This window comes from Halomarina pelagica, from assembly GCF_024228315.1.
In the GTDB taxonomy this organism is placed as follows: domain Archaea; phylum Halobacteriota; class Halobacteria; order Halobacteriales; family Haloarculaceae; genus Halomarina; species Halomarina pelagica.
On record NZ_CP100454.1, the window covers coordinates 1,387,012 to 1,402,126 of the forward strand.

Genomic DNA, 15,115 nt, shown 5'->3' on the forward strand with positions numbered 1-15,115 from the left:
GATTCGGAGTCGCTCACAGGAGGACGCCGGACTGGAGGAGCGCGATGAGCGCCGTCAGCGTCACCACGCTCAGCAGCGTCGAGGTGAGCACGGCGGCGCTGACGAACTCCCCGCCCGACAGCCCCTCCGTCTCGGGGCCGAACTCGACGAGCAGGATGAGCGGCGTGATCGCGACGGGCGTCGCGCACTCGAGGACGAATACCTTCGCCGCGGTCGAGTTGGCGGGATCGAGCGCGAGGACGACGACCACGGCGACCGCGGGTGCGACGACGAGTTTCAGGACGTTGACGGCGCTCACGCTGCCGAGCGCCGCGCGCACGTCGGTTCCGGTGAGTTCGCTCCCGAGCATGACGAGCATGAGCGGGATGGCGCTGTCGCCGACGAGCTTCAGCGTCCGCATCGCGCTGCCGTCCGGGGGTGGGAGGACGCCCAGCCAGCGCAGTCCGACGGCGGCGACGACGGCGTAGACGAGCGGGATGGCGAACACGTGGCGGACGCCGCGCAACGGGTTTCCGCCGCCGCTCCGCGAGGCGATGTAGACGCCGACGGTGTACATGATGACGCTCTGGACGGCCGTGAAGAGCACGGCGGTGCTCCGCCCGACCGCGCCGAACGCGAACGTCGACAGCGGGATGCCGAAGTTGCCGCAGTTAGCGAAGGCGCTCGTCAGCACGAACGCGCTGAACAGCGGTTCGCCGTCGGCGGCGAACCGACCGACCGCCGCCGCGAGTGCGATCATGACGAGGACGAACGCGGTGACGCCGACGACGAGTTTCGTGACGGTGGCGGCGTCGAGTGTCGTCGTCGCGAGGCTGTGGAAGACGAGCGCCGGCGCGAAGACGTAGACGACGACGGTGTTCAGGGGATCGACGTCGAGGTTCCGCGTCCGACCGAGGACGTAGCCCACCGCGCCGATGGCGATGATCGGCGCGATGGCCGACGTGAAAATCGAGACGAGCGCCACAGCGCGTCCCTCGAACGGGGCGAGTACAAACGTTGCGTTCGACGGTCACGTCGCCGGCGGATCGACGAACAGCGCGTACCCCACCAGCCCGGTCGCGGGGACGCTCCCGATCGCGAGGCCGACCGCGACCGGGATCGCGAACGCGAACCCGACGAGACCGCCGACTGCGAGCGCGACGGCGACCGCTGCGAGCAGTGCGTCGTATCGACAGTGGACCGCGGCGCTCTCGGTCATGGCATTAGGACGGACGAGCGCCGGCTAATTAATAGTTATTACCGACGCGCGTTAATTTCGTCTCTCATCTCCTGTCTGAAAGGACGGTGGAGGATCGTCGGGCTGGGGTGGGTCGCGACGGGCCGGCGGTCACTTTCCCCAGAAGGGGTCGACCTTGCGCTGCCGCTCCAGGTACTGGCTGAGCGCCTCGCGCTCGTCCGCGGGGATGTCCTCCAAGACCTCCTGTTCGAGGATCTTCGCGTGTTTCTCGGGGAGTTCCGTCCAGAGTTCGTCGCCCTCGTCGATCTGTCGGCCGACCGTCGGGCCGTCGATGGCGGCGGCGACCTGTTCGCCGCTGCGCGCCTCGTCCACGTCCTCGCCCTGCGCTTGCAGGCTCTTGAGGACGCCGACGCGACGCGGGGTGTTCCCCTGGAAGGCGACGACGGGGGAGTTGCGCCGGAGCGTCCCCGACACGATCTCGACGCCGACGACGGCGGGGTTGCTCTGCCGGAAGACGTGATCGTCGAGGATGCGGAACCGACACGGCCGGGAGATCTTGTCCATCACCGCCGTCTGCTGGGCGCGCTCGATCTCGTCGACGTACTCCTCGTACTCATCGACGAGTTGATAGATGACGTCGTCGTCGAACACCCGGATGTCGCGGTCGCGGGCCTGTTGCTCGGCGTCGGAGAGCACGTCGACGTTGAACGCGAGGATGACCTCGTGCTTCGGGTCGTCGGCGGTGCTCGCGACGGCCACGTCGCGGGGGGCCACGTCGCCGACCTCCGCCCGGACGATGGGGACCTCCGCCTCCTCGAGCGCGTTGGCGATGGCCTCCAGCGAGCCGAGCGTGTCGGCCTTGACGACGATGCCGTTCTCGGCGGTGTCCACCTCGATGTCCGCGAGTTCCGCCTCGACCTCCTCGATCACCTCCTCGACGGCGCGCCCCCGGACGACGCGGACCGGCGCGCCCGCGAGGGCGTCGTCGAGGTCCGGGGCGGCGATCTTCACGCCGGCCGCCGCCGTGACCTCCGCTACCTGCTCGAAGCGCTTCTCCGTCCGGATCTCGGCGAGCGGTCGCGGCTTCAGGAGCGCGCGCACCTCGGTGACGATCGGTTCGTTCTTCGCGCCGATGACGATGGTGTCGTCGGTGCGGATGACCCCGTCGTAGAGCACCACGTCGAGCGTCGTCCCGAAGCCGCGTTCCTCCTTCACCTCGAGGACCGTCCCCGCCCCGGGGCCGGTGAGGTTCACCTCCATGTCCTCCTTCATGTACCGCTGTGAGAGCCCCATCAGGACGGTGAGCAGGTCCGGGACGCCCTCGCCCGTCAGCGCGCTGACGGGGACGACGCCGATGTTCCCCCGGAAGTCCTGCACGCGCCAATACATGTCCGCGGAGAACCCGTTGTCGCTGAGTTCGCCGATGATCTCGTAGAGCCGCTGGTTGAGCGTGTTCTCCGCGCGCTCGCTCTGGGCCTCGATCGTCCGGAGCGTCGGCGCGTCCTCCTGGGGGTTCCACCCGGGCGTCGTGTCGATCTTGTTGGCGGCGACGACGAACGGCGTCTGCGTGCGCTTGAGGATGTCGAGCGCCTCGAGCGTCTGGGGCTGAAAGCCGTCGTTCACGTCGACGACGAGGACGGCGATGTCGGCCAGCGCGCCGCCGCGCGCGCGCAGCGTCGAGAACGAGTGGTGGCCCGGCGTGTCGATGAACAGCAGGCCGGGCAGGTCGAAGTCCGAGGGGTCGATGAGGCTCCCCGCGATCTCGGAGATGACGTCGAGGGGGACGGCCGTCGCCCCGATGTGCTGGGTGATCGCCCCCGCCTCGCCCTCGATGACGGCCGACCCGCGTATCTTGTCCAGGAGGCTGGTCTTTCCGTGGTCGACGTGGCCCAGTACCGCCACTATCGGCGTCCTGAGGTCGTTAGCCTCGCCGCCGGCGTTCGGCCCGGTGGTGGTGTCCGTGTCAGACATAAAGAGAAACCCCGTATAGACCTACACCTCGTCGCTCCGGTTAAGTCTTTCAGAACGCGCCGCGTCTCACCGGACGGTCAGCGATCCGCGCATCCCCATCGACTTGTGCGGGACGCAGACGTACTCGTACTCGCCGGGGACGTCGAACGTGTGGGCGTACTCGAACCCCGTGTCGTAGAGCGTCGAGCCGTCGCCCGGCGTCCCGGACCAGTCCGCCCCGTCTGGCTGCGCGGTCGGCTTCACGTTGTGGCCGTCGTCCTTCCAGCGCCAGACGACGGTCTCGCCGGCCCGGATCTCGACCGACTCGGGGTCGAACCGCATCTGGTTGTTCGGCGCGACCGCCACCACCGCGGCGGGGGCGTCGCCTCCGGACCCCGTCGCGTTCTCCGACTCGTTCCCCGTCCGGTTTCCGCTCGACTCGTTCCCGGTCGCGTTTCCGGTTTCGTTCTCCGTTCCCGCGTCGGTGGTCGCGTTCCCGCCGTCTGTCGCGTTTCCACCGCTGGTCGCGTTCCCGTCCGTCGTGTCGTTCGTCGCGTTCGTCGCGTTACCGCCGGCCCGCGAGCCGTTTCCGTCGCCCTCGCCGTCGTCGCCGCCGAGACAGCCGGCGACGCCGACGGACGCGATCACCAGTCCCCGCCTGAGCACTGTTCGTCGATCCATACTATCAGGGACGGCTAGAGGGACTTAATTAACCGCCGCGAAACGCCGCTCAAGGACCGGATAACCGCAGGGGAGCGACCGTTGACCGGAGGGACCGACCACCGACTGGGGCGATCACTGACCAGGGCGACCACCGACCGGGGCGATCGATCGCCGCCCGCTCGCGGACGCGCCGGGAGACGACGCGTCAGACACCTCCACCGAGTTTATATCGGATCGACGGGAACGGTGCGGTGATGGCAGAGATACTGGCGGAGAACCTCTCGGGGAAGGACGTCATCGGCACCGACGGCGCGAAGCTGGGACAGCTCTACAACATCACGATGGACCTGAAGACGGGCGCGCTGAACGAACTCGTCGTGCAACCGCAACGGCACGTCCACGAGGTCGGCTTCGAGGAGAACGAGCAGGGGCACCTGCTCGTTCCGGTCAACGCGGTGCAGGCGGTCAAGGACCACATCGTCATCCGGCGATAGATGCGCGTCCTCGACGCGTCCGCGTTCATCCGCGAACACGCCGTCGACGGGCCGACCGCGACGGTCCCGGGCGTCCGGGAGGAACTCACCCAGCGGAGCGTCTACCGCTTCGACGCGCTCTCCGGCGGCGGGATGCGCGTCCACGCGCCGAGCGACACGTCGCTCGACCGCGTCCGGCGCGCCGCGACCGAGTCGGGCGACCGGGAGGTGCTCTCGGAGACGGACGTCAGCCTCGTCGCCGCCGCGCTCGACCTCGACGCGACGCTCGTCACCGACGACTACGCCATGCAGAACGTCGCGAGCAGGCTCGACGTTCCCGTGGAGTCCATCGAGCGGGAGGGGATCACCGAGGAACGGGCGTGGCGGTTCCAGTGCACCGGTTGCGGCCGAACGTTCGACGACGACGCGGATCGCTGTCCGATCTGCGGGAGCGAGTTGACCCGCAAGCGGTAGTCACGAGCGTTAGCCGCAGTCCGGTCCGGGGTCCGCCTCGATGCCGGAAGCCTCGTCGAGGCCGTCGTCGAGACTTTCGAGTCCCGCGACGACGAGCTGCCGGAGGACGTCCTCCTGTCTGATACCGTACTCGTGGGCGAGTGATTCGACTTCGCGCGCCAGGGACTCCTCGCAGAGCAGGGTGTACCGCCGCATGCGATGGGAGTACCCGAGCGCGACGCATAAACACCGGTCAGACGCCCGTCTGTCGCGGGTCAGACCCCCCCGGTGACCTGCAGGTAGGCGACGAGAAACTGCGTGGCGTTGTAGAGCCCGTGGACCAGCGCGGGGACGGCGAGCGTCCCGGACAGTTCGTAGAGCGCCCCGAGGACCAGCGAGAGGGAGAAGATCGCCGCGAGCGTTGCGACGACGGCGAGCGGTGATCCGGTGAGTCCGAAGACGTGGATCGGCGCGAAGACGGCGCTCGTCAGCACGACCGCGCCGGCCGGGCCGACCGCCCCCCGCAGGCGACCCTGGATCACCCCGCGGTAGAGGAGTTCCTCGGCCGGGCCGACCAGGACGACCGAGAGGCCCGCCAGCGCAAGCAGCAGCGTCGGGTTGGCGAGCCCCGCCTCGACGATGTTCGACTCGGCCAGGCCGACCCCGAGCGCCGCGAAGACCGTCTCGATCCCGAACAGCGCGGCGAGCAGTCCGAGGAAGCCGACGACGACCAGCGCGAGGTCGCGGGCGGTCGGCACCCGGACCGACAGGAGGTCGGTCCGACCGGAGCGCCGGAGGTAGACGGCGACCGCGCCGCAGTAGCCGACGCCCTGGATCGCGAACGTCCCGAGGATGACGAGCAGGGCGCGATCCGAGAGCAGGGCGACGCCGGCCGACTGGAGGGTGGCGGCGGCGACCGCCAGCACGACGTTGCCGGCCGCGTAGGCGACGAGCGCCATCCCCACCGCGAACGAGAGCGCCCGCAGCTGCTCGTCGAGGCCGGAGCGGGTCGTCGCGTCGGTCGCCTCGCTCATGCGCTCCCCCCGGCGGACCCGCCGTCGCGTGCGCTCATCGGCGGGGGTACGTCCACCCCGCGAATAGGTCTTTTGCGACGCGTCGCGCGCCGGGCGTCGCGGTCGGGCGACTCCGTCCGGGTGACCGCCTTCGCGCGACCGCGGTCCGACGTCGGATCGCGGTCGCGGTCACGCCGTCGCGTTCAGGTGCTCGACTCGCGGGCCGGTCCCCTCGGGTCGCTCGAACGTCGCCAGCGCGCGCCCGTCGACGACGATCCGAACGTCGTCGTAGTCGAGCGGGAGCGCCGCGCTCGCGGTCAGCGTCGTCCCGTAGCCGGCCTCGCAGTCGGGCGTACCGCCCTTGCCGCCGGGGACCGTCCACACGTCGAGGACGTACGCCCCCGGCGCGCTTCGGCGGAACTCGGCGCGAACGTCCTCGTCGGCGTCGTGTTCGACCGCGAGGTGGGCGACGAACGTCCGCGATCCGTCATCGACGGCGCGGTAGACCCACCCGTCGGTGTCGTCGAGACAGCCGGTTCCGGCCGAGATCGAACTCGGGATCGACTCGCCGGTCGTTTCGGCACTCGGCGGTTCGGCGCTCGACGGGCCGAACGCGGCGACCAGGCCCCCGCCGACCAGCAGGCCGACGAGGAAGGCGGAGAGGAGGGCAACGCGCGTCATCGTTCGATGCTTCGCTCGTGTCGGCATAACTGTACCGTCGTCTGAAACTACCCGATCTCGAGGCGCTCCTTCCCGGCGACGGCCTCGGCCTCCTCGAAGTCGCCCCCGCCGAGCAGGCCGCGGGCGGCGCGCTTGCCCCACTCGACGGCGGGCTGGGTGAACGTCGAGACGCCCATCAGTTCCCCGGCGAGGACGCAGGCGGCCTCCAGGTCGTAGAGCAGTCGGCCGAGCGACTCGGCGTCGAGGGCGTCGATCTCGATCCGGACGGTGGGGAGGCCCGCCGCCGCGAGGCTGGCCTCCGTCGCCTCGAACTCGGCGTCGAGCAGCGTCCCGAGGTCGGCACCGCCGAGGTACGACAGCCCCTCGATGTCCGTCTCCGGGATGGCGCGCTCCGGTCGTGCGCGCGGGCGGACGAGCGTGACGAGCTTGTCCCGGCGACCGGCCCGGTAGAGCTGGAGCTGGGAGTGCTGGTCGGTCGCGCCGAGCGCGCGGCCGGGCGTCTGGCCCAGCCCGTCCTTGCCCAGGCTCTCGGCCCACAGCTGGGCGAACCACTCCGCGAAGTACTCCAGGCGCTCTGCGTAGGGCATCAGCACGTTCGTCGTCGCGCCGCGCGCCTCGAGGGCGTGGCAGGTCGCGCCGTAGCCGTAGGCCGGGCAGTCGTAGAGGCTCGGCGCGAGCGCGTCCATCCCGGCGCGCCCCCCGGCGAGCAGCCCGTCGAGGTCGTGACCTTGGATCGCCGCCGGGACGAGGCCGACCGACGAGAGCACCGAGAAGCGGCCGGGGACGCCCTCGGGCACGTCGAGGGCGGGCAGGTCGTGTTCGTCCGCGAGCGCGCGCAGGGGGCCGTCCTCGCCGGTCGTGACGACGGTGCGCTCGGTCCAGTCCACCCCGGCGTCGGCCATGGCCTCGCGGACGACGAGGAAGTTCGCCAGCGTCTCCGCCGTGGTGCCGGAGCGCGAGACGACGTGGACCGCCGTCTCGGAGAGCGGGAGGGTCGCGAGGAGTTCGTTCGCGCGCCGCGGGTCCACGTTGTCGAGGACGTAGGCGTCGGCGTCGCCGCGACCGAGGGCGGCCGAGACCGTCGCCGCGCCGAGGGCGCTCCCGCCGATGCCGACGGTGAGGACGGCCTCGCTGTCCGCGAGCGGGGCGACGGCGCGCTCGATCTCGGCGGCGTCGGTCGCCTCGGGGAGCGCGAGCGCGGCGTACCCGAACTCGCGGTCGTCGACGCCGCGCGCGATCCGTTCGTGCGCCCGGGCGACGCGGTCGTCGAGGCGGTCGAGCGAGTCGCGGGAGACGCCCGGCCGGGCGACGCCGGCGAGCGCGTTGCCGATGTCGAGGTGCATGTGCGTGGACTCGCCGCGGGGGGTGATAGATGAACCGACACCCGACCGGCTCGCTCGAGCGACGAGGACCGGGCCGCTTAATCGGCGGGACCGCCAACGGGCGCGCATGACCACGGCGACCGAGGAGCGGACCTACCGCGGGGTGTTCGGGGCGATCCCCTACGCCTTCCGGTCGAGCGACTCCCTCCTCTTCAAGCTCTACGTCGTCGTCGGTGGGTTGCTCGCGTTCGCCGTCGGCGCGCTCTTCGGCCTCGCGCTGGTCGTCCTCCTCGGGAGCACCGCCGCCGCGGGCGCGGGGACGTTCACGTTCGTCCGGTCGCTGTTCGTCGTCATCGCGCTGTTCGCCGTCGCGCCGCTGCTCGCGCCCATCCTCTTCGTGGCCCGACGCCACCGCCGCGGGACGCACGACGCCCGCTACGACCGCCTGTTCGCCGCGACGGGCTTCCTGTTCATCCTCTCGCTCTACCTCGCGGCGGTCGTCACGACGCCCGCGGACCAGCAGGCCCGGAACGCGGGGGCGATCGCCGAACTCCTCTACTCGCTTCCCCGCGCCGTCGGACTCCTCCCCCCGGTCGCCGTCGCCGTCGGGATGTACCTCCTCCACCGCCGCCTGCGCTGACGAGACTGGTCGGCCGGCCTCGACCGCCCGCCGTCGATCTCGACACCGACAAGGGCCGCGCTCCCGTACCCGGAACCATGACGGAGTCGCAGGGCGAGAAGGAGGGTACGTACCTCGTCACGCACGCGGAGGCCGACAGCGCGGTGCTGAAGGACGTCCACGACGGCCAGGTGCACGCGCTCGCGGGGAACCCCGGCGTCGAGGAGCGCGACGTGCTGGAGGCGACGATCGCGCCGGAACCGCCGCTCGACGTCGCCTGGCGGGTGGTCGACGTCGAGTCGCGACGCTCGCTGTCGATCGAACGGAGCGACGAACCGCCCACCGCACAGGAGCGCGAGATCGCGGCCGACCAGGCGGTGGGCGACCTCACTCGACGGGAGCGCGCGGGCGTCGGGGAACTCCACGTGTTCACGGTCGAACCCGAACGGGTTCGGGTTACGGTCGACGACGTGCTCGAGGACGAGGCGACGCTGACCCGGGCGGCCCGCATGGGCGTCGACCGGGTCGAGGTGCGCGCTGCCGACGGCGTCGTCAGCGTCCGGTACCTCCCCTGACACCTCGTAAGCTGATTATAACCATCGATTCGTGCGAAAACAGGCGGCTCGTTCTCCACCCGGACACCACAAGACGTATGCTATCGTGATACACCCGGATTCGTAGAGGTCAGAAATGGGAGAACGTTTGGTGTATGATTCGGCATAATTACGCCATAACACTGAGAATGTTCCCAGCTACTGAGTGAAATAAGGATGAAATCAGTAACGTCAGGGCTGTATTCCCCATATATGCCCAATTTGAAGCCGAATAGTTTATCCGCGTGGAACCTGGCGGTTTAAGCGATGATTTCGGGCCGGGTTACGAACGAGAACGCGGTCACCACGCTCCGCGTCCTGTCGGTGGGAGCCCCGTGCGTCGGCACGGTGGACAGGACGGACGGGTTGACCGTCGGGCGCGTCGCCACGGGAGCGCAGGGGCTAGACCGTATCAGCGGCGGTGGGCGCATCGACTGCGTCGTCTGTAGTTACGACCTCCCTGACATGACCGGGGTGGAGTTCGTCGACCGGGTGCGGGCGCTCGACGTGGGGCTTCCCCTCGTCGTCCACGTCGCGCCGGACGACGACGTCGCGATCGCGGACGCGATCGCGGCGGGAGCGACCGACGTCGTCCGTTCCGAGGGTATCGTCGACGCGACGCTCTTTCGGGCGCGAATCAGGAACGCGGTCCAATCCCACGGCGGGTCGGACACGGCCGAGTACGACGAGGCGATCTCGTCGCTGCGACAGCAGGCGCTCGAGGGCGTCGTGCTCGAGACGCTGTTCGACGACGCGCTCTCGCTCGTCACGCGCGCGCTGGGCGCGACCCGTTGCGGGCTGTTCGAGCGACGGGAGCGGGAGGACAGCCTCGTCCTCCGCGCGGGCGTCGGCTGGGACGACGACGCCATCGAATCGACGCGGGCGAGTTCGAACTCCCTCGCCGTCGCCGCCCTCGGCGCGGACGAGGTGTACACCCACGAGGTCGACGGCGAGGTGCGGACGCTCGCCGTCGGGCTGTCGGTCGGCGACGAGCCGTGGGGTGCGCTCGCCGCCGTGGCACCGGACGACGGCGCGTTCGAGAAGCCCGACACGACGGTCCTCGACACCGTCGCCGGGGTGCTCGAACCCGCCATCGCGCGCGACCGGCGCGCTCGCGAGTTGAAACGGTACGAGACGATCGTCGAGACCATCGACGAGGGCGTCTACGCGCTCGACTTCGACTACCGCATCACCGAGGCGAGCGACGCGCTCTGTTCGATGCTCGGCGTCGACAGGGAGAGGCTCGTCGGCACGGACGTTCGGACGCTCATCGACCTCTCGCTCGAGGAAGCGGACTGCTTCGCCGACGCCGAGGAGCGAAACGGCCAGCGGATCGGGTCGTGCGAGGTCGAACTCGAGACGGCCGACGGGACGCTCCCGGTCGAGACGCACTACTCGGTCCTCCCCGAGGCAGACGGGGGGGAGATCCTGGGCGTCGTCAGGGACGTCTCTCGACACCGGCGGTACGAGCAGACGCTGACGGCGTTGAACAACTCGACGCACGGTCTCCTCCGAACGGAGTCCAGGGAGGAAGTGAGCGAGCGCATCGTCGCCACGGCGAGCGACGTGCTCGACCTCCCCGGCGTCACCGTTTACCTCTTCGACGGAGATACCGGCCGTCTCGAACCCGCCAGCGTCTCGGACGCGATGACGGGGCTGGTGGGCGACCTGCCGCCCCTCGGTCCGGGCGACTCGTCGCTCGTCTGGCGGGCGTTCGTCACCGGCGAGGAACTGCGTAGCGACGACGTCCGCGAGATCGACGAGGTCTACGACCCCGAGACGCCGTTCCAGAGCGGTCTGTACGTCCCGCTGGGCGAGCACGGCGTGCTCGTCGCCGAGTCGACGCGACCCGCCGCGTTCGACGAGACGACCGTCGAACTGGTCGACCTACTCGCCGCGAGCGCGGAGGCGGCGCTCAACCGCGTCGAGCGCGAGACGGAGTTGCGCGCCCGCGACCGCGAACTCAGCGAGCAGAACGCCCGTCTGACGGGACTCCGACAGACGAACGACATCATCCGGGCGATCGACCAGGCGCTCGTGCAGGCCGACACGCGCGAGGAGATCGAGCGGGCCGTCTGCGACGGGCTGGCGACCGCCGACAACTTCGCCTTCGCCTGGATCGGCACGCCGGCCGACGACGGCGCGACCCTCGAACCCCGGGTGTGGGCGGGGAGCGAACGCGGGTACCTGGACACCGTCTCGCTGTCGCTCGAGGAGCCGACGGAACCCGCGTCGCGGGCGACCACGACTCGTCGTCCCACCGTCGTCTCCGAGGTGACGAGCGGCTTCCGGACCGAATCGTGGCGACGGACCGCCCTCACCAACGACTACCTCTCCGTGCTGGCGGTGCCGCTGGTGCACGGGGACGTCCTCTACGGCACGCTAACGGTCTACGCGGACGAGGCGGGGGCGTTCGACGAGATGACCCGGACGGTGCTGAGTGAGGCGGGCGAGACGATCGCCCACGCCATCAACACCGTCGAGACCCAGCGCACGCTACTGGCCGACCGCGTCACCGAACTCGAACTCCGCATCGACGACCCCGACCTCTTCCTGCGGACGCTCGCGACCCGCCTCGGAACGCCCCTCGTCGTCGACGACATCGTCAACGAGTCCGGCGGCGCGTCGCTCGTCTTCCTCACCGTCGAGGACGTGGACGCGGAGGTGCTCCCGCCCCTCGCCGACGAGTTCGTCACCGTCGAGCGCGTCGACGTGATCGCCGAGCGCGACGACGGGATCCGCTGCGAACTGCGACTCGCCGGACCGACCGTCACGTCCGACCTCACGGAGTACGGGGCGATCACGCGCGAGCTGACGGCGGACGCGAACGGGATCCGTGCGGTCGTGGAACTCCCGCACGACGCCGACGTTCGCGAGTTCGTCGAGTCCGTGCAGGCGACGTACCCGAACACCGACCTCGTGGCGCGGCGCAGTCAGGTCTCGTCGGTCCAGTCCGAACGCGACGTCCGGGCGGGCGTGACCGACCGCCTCACGGACCGGCAGTACGAGGTGGTGCGGACCGCCTACGCGAGCGGCTTCTTCGAGTGGCCCCGCGACCGGACGGGCCAGGAGGTCGCGGCCTCGCTCGACATCTCCCAGCCGACGTTCAACAAGCACCTGCGCTCTGCCGAGCGCAAGCTGTTCTCGATGCTGCTCGACGACTAGCACCGATGACGATGCACCGCTCACGACGACGATACCGGTCGGACCGTCCCCCGGACCCGCTCGTGACGGGGCGTCGACGCCCGTCCCCCCGGGGAGGCGCATGAGCGCGAGAGACGACCGGGGGATCGCCGCTCGCCGACCGCTGGACGAGCGGATCGTCCGAACCGTCGCCGCCGTCCGGGGCGTCGACGCGACGTCGCTCGAACAGCGCCTCTACGACGCGATCGATCCCGACGCGCTCGAACGCCTGTTCGCCAGTCGACCGGACGGGTCCCGCCGGGCGCGCGGGCGGACCACGTTCGAACTGGCCGGCTGTCGCGTCGTCGTGGACACCGAGGACGGCATCACCGCCTACCGACTCGACGAGCGGCGCTGATCGGATCCGGGGCGAGAACGAGATAAGAACCCTTATTCGAGGCCCCCGCAGACCGTCGATATGGTTCGTTTCGAGGTGCCGGAGGTCGATTATACCCGGTACACGAACCGCCAGTTAGCGGCCGTCCCCGTGGCCCTGCTGGCGGTCGCGCTCCTGATAATCGCCGGGTGGTACGTCGCCACCGGGACTCCCGTGGCGCTCGGCGTCGACTTCACCGGCGGCACGGAAGTGCAGATCCGGACGACCGACTCGGCCGAGCAGGTCCGCGCGACGTTCGAGGAGCGCGTCCCCTACCCCGTCGAGTCCGTGCAGGCGGTCGGCCTGGGCGAGAGCGACCAGTACATCGTCACCTTCCAGGCGACGAAGGACAGCCAGGTCCGGGAGATCACCGCCGCGGCGAGCGACGCCGGGTACGACGTGCTCGCCTCGCAGTCGCGCTCGCCGACGTTCGGGGCGGACGCCCAGCGCCAGGCGCTCCTCGGCGTCGGCGCGGCGTTCGTCGGGATGAGCGTCCTCGTGTTCCTCCTCTTTCGGACGTTCGTCCCCTCCCTCGCCGTCGTCGCCAGCGCGTTCTCCGACATCGTGATCCCCGTCGCCCTGATGAACCTCTTCGGCATCAAGCTCTCGCTGGGGACGGTCGCCGCCCTCCTGATGCTGATCGGGTACAGCGTCGACTCCGACATCCTCCTGAACAACCACGTCCTCCGGCGCAGCGGCGGCTTCTACGAGTCGACCTACCGCGCCATGCGGACGGGGGTGACGATGACGCTCACCTCGATCGCCGCGATGGCGGTGATGACCGTCGTCGCCTCGCCGTTCGTGTTCGGGATCCCGCTCCTCCCGGAGATCGGGCTGATCCTCGTCTTCGGCCTCACCGCCGACCTCGTGAACACCTACCTCCTCAACGTGAGCCTGCTTCGGTACTACAAGTACGAGGGTGTCGCCCGATGAGTCGCCTCCGCGACAACTGGCGGATCCTCCTGCTGGTCGTCATCCTCGTCGCCAGCAGCGTGGCCCTGTTCGCGCCGCGGGGGAGCGGCGGTGCCGCGGCCGCGAGCGACGGGAACGCCACGGCCGCCGCCGCGACCGGCGGGGGACCGACCAACCTCGACTACGGCCTCGAACTCGCCGGCGGGACGCGGCTTCGCGCGCCGCTCGTCGGGCTGACCGCCGAGGGCGTGAACGTCGACCCGCAGGAGCAACGGAGCGCGCAGCGCGAGATCGCCTCGAACCTCGGCGTCTCCCAGATCGACGTGCAGGTGAGCGCGAACCCCAACGCCAGCGGGGGCGGCACCGTCGAGGTGTTCGCCGAGAACGTCACGAAGGCGGAGTTCGCGCGGGCGCTCCAGAAAGCGGGGTACGACGTGCCGAAGAGCGACATCAGAGACGGCGTCACCCGGCAGACGATGGAGACGGCGGCGGAGGTGCTCGACCGGAAGATACAGGGGTCCGCCGGCTTCGCCGGCGGCGGGGCGAGCGTCGTCACGTCCGCCGACGGGGAGTCGTTCATCCTCGTGGAGGCACCGGGCGTGAACCGCTCGCAGCTCGTCGACCTCATCGGCGACCGCGGGCGCGTCGAGATCGTGGCCGTGTTCCCCGCGCAGGGGAACGCCACGGGCGGCGGGAACGGCACGAACGCCACGAACGGGACCGACTACCGCCGCGTCTCGCTGCTCACGCAGAACGACCTCGCGGACGTGCAACCCGTCACGCGCGACCAGCAGGGGCGACCGGTCGTCCCGGTGGCGCTCGAACAGCAGGCCGCCCGGAACTTCTCGAACGCGATGCAGCAGTTCGGGTTCACGGGGCCGGGCGTCGCGAACTGCCGGTACGAGCAGAGCCCGAACGATCCGGGGTACTGCCTGCTGACGGTCGTCGACGGCGAGGTCGTCTACTCCGCCGCCATGGGCCCGAGCCTCGCCTCGAGCATCGAGCAGGGCGAGTTCGTGACCACTCCGTCGTTCCAGACGAGCGCGCGGAACATATCCGAGGCGCAGGAACTCCGACTGAACCTCGAGGCGGGGGCGCTCCCGGCCCGCCTCGACATCGACTCGGGGACGACGTACTTCCTCCAGCCGAGCCTCGCCGATCGGTTCAAGACGTTCTCGCTGGTGACGGGGCTCATCGCGTGGGTCGCCGTCGCGGGCGTCGTGGCCTACCGCTATCGCAAGCCGAGCGTCGCCGCCCCGCTCATCCTGACGGCCGCCGCCGAGGTGTACATCCTCCTCGGCTTCGCCGCCGCGGTCGGCCTGGCGCTCGACCTCTCGCACATCGCCGGGTTCATCGCCGTCATCGGGACGGGGGTGGACGACCTCGTCATCATCGCCGACGAGATCCTCCAGCAGGGGGACGTGCGCACGGGCAAGGTGTTCCGCTCGCGCTTCCGGCGGGCGTTCTGGGTCATCGGCGCGGCCGCCGCGACCACCATCGTCGCCATGTCGCCGCTCGCGGTGCTCTCGCTCGGCGACCTCCAGGGGTTCGCCATCGTCACCATCGTCGGCGTCCTCATCGGCGTGCTGATCACGCGACCGGCGTACGGCGACGTGCTCCGAAACCTGGTGCTGGGTGAGTAATACGAGGTCGTCTCTGACTGTGCTCACCTGAACTCCCCTCTCATCCGTCCGTCGTAT

16 protein-coding genes are annotated in these 15,115 nt (G+C 70.1%); 8 read left to right on the top strand and 8 right to left on the bottom strand.

Annotated features, from left to right (window positions below; all coding sequences use genetic code 11):
* Window positions 1-13 precede the first annotated feature (13 nt).
* From NKI68_RS07310 to NKI68_RS07325, 4 genes are all read right to left on the bottom strand, one after another.
* Entirely contained in the window at window positions 14-964 is a 951-nt protein-coding gene (locus tag NKI68_RS07310; RefSeq protein WP_254546057.1) for an AEC family transporter, read from the bottom strand.
* Window positions 965-1,009: 45 nt separating this feature from the next.
* Window positions 1,010-1,198, bottom strand: a complete 189-nt coding sequence (locus NKI68_RS07315) for a DUF8015 family protein (protein ID WP_254546058.1) — start codon at window positions 1,196-1,198, stop codon at window positions 1,010-1,012.
* A 129-nt stretch (window positions 1,199-1,327) separates the two neighbouring features.
* Window positions 1,328-3,148 carry a translation initiation factor IF-2 gene (gene infB / locus NKI68_RS07320; protein ID WP_254546059.1) on the bottom strand — a complete coding sequence of 607 codons (1,821 nt, stop codon included), beginning with the start codon at window positions 3,146-3,148 and terminating at the stop codon, window positions 1,328-1,330.
* Window positions 3,149-3,214: 66 nt separating this feature from the next.
* Window positions 3,215-3,808, bottom strand: coding sequence for a plastocyanin/azurin family copper-binding protein (locus NKI68_RS07325; protein WP_254546060.1), 594 nt, complete (start codon window positions 3,806-3,808; stop codon window positions 3,215-3,217).
* 236 nt (window positions 3,809-4,044) lie between these two features.
* Between NKI68_RS07325 and NKI68_RS07330 the strand changes: the two genes are divergently transcribed.
* Together NKI68_RS07330 and NKI68_RS07335 are read left to right on the top strand one after the other, a co-directional pair.
* Entirely contained in the window at window positions 4,045-4,284 is a 240-nt protein-coding gene (locus NKI68_RS07330) for a PRC-barrel domain-containing protein (protein ID WP_254546062.1), read from the top strand.
* Window positions 4,285-4,737: an NOB1 family endonuclease gene (locus NKI68_RS07335; protein ID WP_254546063.1), complete on the top strand. Its 453-nt coding sequence runs from the start codon at window positions 4,285-4,287 to the stop codon at window positions 4,735-4,737.
* A gap of 9 nt (window positions 4,738-4,746) precedes the next feature.
* On the opposite strand, the gene NKI68_RS07340 is transcribed toward NKI68_RS07335, so the two are convergent.
* The 4 genes from NKI68_RS07340 to NKI68_RS07355 form a co-directional block, all read right to left on the bottom strand.
* Window positions 4,747-4,932, bottom strand: a complete 186-nt coding sequence (locus tag NKI68_RS07340; protein ID WP_254546064.1) for a CopG family transcriptional regulator — start codon at window positions 4,930-4,932, stop codon at window positions 4,747-4,749.
* Window positions 4,933-4,991: 59 nt separating this feature from the next.
* On the bottom strand, window positions 4,992-5,750 hold the full coding sequence (locus NKI68_RS07345; protein WP_254546065.1) for a CPBP family intramembrane glutamic endopeptidase: 759 nt from the start codon (window positions 5,748-5,750) through the stop codon (window positions 4,992-4,994).
* A 168-nt stretch (window positions 5,751-5,918) separates the two neighbouring features.
* Window positions 5,919-6,410, bottom strand: a complete 492-nt coding sequence (locus NKI68_RS07350) for a hypothetical protein (protein WP_254546066.1) — start codon at window positions 6,408-6,410, stop codon at window positions 5,919-5,921.
* 47 nt (window positions 6,411-6,457) lie between these two features.
* Window positions 6,458-7,753, bottom strand: a complete 1,296-nt coding sequence (locus NKI68_RS07355) for a phosphoglucose isomerase-related protein (RefSeq protein WP_254546067.1) — start codon at window positions 7,751-7,753, stop codon at window positions 6,458-6,460.
* A gap of 106 nt (window positions 7,754-7,859) precedes the next feature.
* Here NKI68_RS07355 and NKI68_RS07360 point away from each other — a divergent pair, with 106 nt between their 5' ends.
* The 6 genes from NKI68_RS07360 (at window position 7,860) to NKI68_RS07385 (ending at window position 15,058) form a co-directional block, all read left to right on the top strand.
* The gene (locus NKI68_RS07360; RefSeq protein ID WP_254546068.1) at window positions 7,860-8,372 is read left to right on the top strand and encodes a DUF8056 family protein; all 513 of its coding nucleotides are present in this window, start codon (window positions 7,860-7,862) and stop codon (window positions 8,370-8,372) included.
* Between the two features lie 77 nt (window positions 8,373-8,449).
* The gene (locus tag NKI68_RS07365) at window positions 8,450-8,926 is read left to right on the top strand and encodes a DUF5812 family protein (protein ID WP_254546069.1); all 477 of its coding nucleotides are present in this window, start codon (window positions 8,450-8,452) and stop codon (window positions 8,924-8,926) included.
* Between the two features lie 285 nt (window positions 8,927-9,211).
* Complete coding sequence (locus NKI68_RS07370) at window positions 9,212-12,109, top strand: bacterio-opsin activator domain-containing protein (protein WP_254546070.1); 2,898 nt, start codon at window positions 9,212-9,214, stop codon at window positions 12,107-12,109.
* A 100-nt stretch (window positions 12,110-12,209) separates the two neighbouring features.
* The gene (locus NKI68_RS07375; RefSeq protein WP_254546071.1) at window positions 12,210-12,485 is read left to right on the top strand and encodes a HalOD1 output domain-containing protein; all 276 of its coding nucleotides are present in this window, start codon (window positions 12,210-12,212) and stop codon (window positions 12,483-12,485) included.
* Window positions 12,486-12,545: 60 nt separating this feature from the next.
* Complete coding sequence (gene secF / locus NKI68_RS07380; protein WP_254546073.1) at window positions 12,546-13,436, top strand: protein translocase subunit SecF; 891 nt, start codon at window positions 12,546-12,548, stop codon at window positions 13,434-13,436.
* The gene (locus NKI68_RS07385) at window positions 13,433-15,058 is read left to right on the top strand and encodes a preprotein translocase subunit SecD (protein ID WP_254546074.1); all 1,626 of its coding nucleotides are present in this window, start codon (window positions 13,433-13,435) and stop codon (window positions 15,056-15,058) included. Before secF ends, NKI68_RS07385 begins: the two co-directional genes overlap by 4 nt.
* Window positions 15,059-15,115: the final 57 nt, after the last annotated feature.

What these genes read in the sequence shown, in the direction of transcription:
- NKI68_RS07315 (WP_254546058.1), bottom strand. Translation starts at nt 1,198, where the DNA reads ATGACCGAGAGCGCCGCGGTCCACTGTCGATACGACGCACTGCTCGCA.
- infB (WP_254546059.1), bottom strand. Translation starts at nt 3,148, where the DNA reads ATGTCTGACACGGACACCACCACCGGGCCGAACGCCGGCGGCGAGGCT.
- NKI68_RS07325 (WP_254546060.1), bottom strand. Translation starts at nt 3,808, where the DNA reads ATGGATCGACGAACAGTGCTCAGGCGGGGACTGGTGATCGCGTCCGTC.
- NKI68_RS07330 (WP_254546062.1), top strand. Translation starts at nt 4,045, where the DNA reads ATGGCAGAGATACTGGCGGAGAACCTCTCGGGGAAGGACGTCATCGGC.
- NKI68_RS07335 (WP_254546063.1), top strand. Translation starts at nt 4,285, where the DNA reads ATGCGCGTCCTCGACGCGTCCGCGTTCATCCGCGAACACGCCGTCGAC.
- NKI68_RS07340 (WP_254546064.1), bottom strand. Translation starts at nt 4,932, where the DNA reads ATGCGGCGGTACACCCTGCTCTGCGAGGAGTCCCTGGCGCGCGAAGTC.
- NKI68_RS07345 (WP_254546065.1), bottom strand. Translation starts at nt 5,750, where the DNA reads ATGAGCGAGGCGACCGACGCGACGACCCGCTCCGGCCTCGACGAGCAG.
- NKI68_RS07350 (WP_254546066.1), bottom strand. Translation starts at nt 6,410, where the DNA reads ATGACGCGCGTTGCCCTCCTCTCCGCCTTCCTCGTCGGCCTGCTGGTC.
- NKI68_RS07355 (WP_254546067.1), bottom strand. Translation starts at nt 7,753, where the DNA reads ATGCACCTCGACATCGGCAACGCGCTCGCCGGCGTCGCCCGGCCGGGC.
- NKI68_RS07360 (WP_254546068.1), top strand. Translation starts at nt 7,860, where the DNA reads ATGACCACGGCGACCGAGGAGCGGACCTACCGCGGGGTGTTCGGGGCG.
- NKI68_RS07365 (WP_254546069.1), top strand. Translation starts at nt 8,450, where the DNA reads ATGACGGAGTCGCAGGGCGAGAAGGAGGGTACGTACCTCGTCACGCAC.
- NKI68_RS07370 (WP_254546070.1), top strand. Translation starts at nt 9,212, where the DNA reads ATGATTTCGGGCCGGGTTACGAACGAGAACGCGGTCACCACGCTCCGC.
- NKI68_RS07375 (WP_254546071.1), top strand. Translation starts at nt 12,210, where the DNA reads ATGAGCGCGAGAGACGACCGGGGGATCGCCGCTCGCCGACCGCTGGAC.
- secF (WP_254546073.1), top strand. Translation starts at nt 12,546, where the DNA reads ATGGTTCGTTTCGAGGTGCCGGAGGTCGATTATACCCGGTACACGAAC.
- NKI68_RS07385 (WP_254546074.1), top strand. Translation starts at nt 13,433, where the DNA reads ATGAGTCGCCTCCGCGACAACTGGCGGATCCTCCTGCTGGTCGTCATC.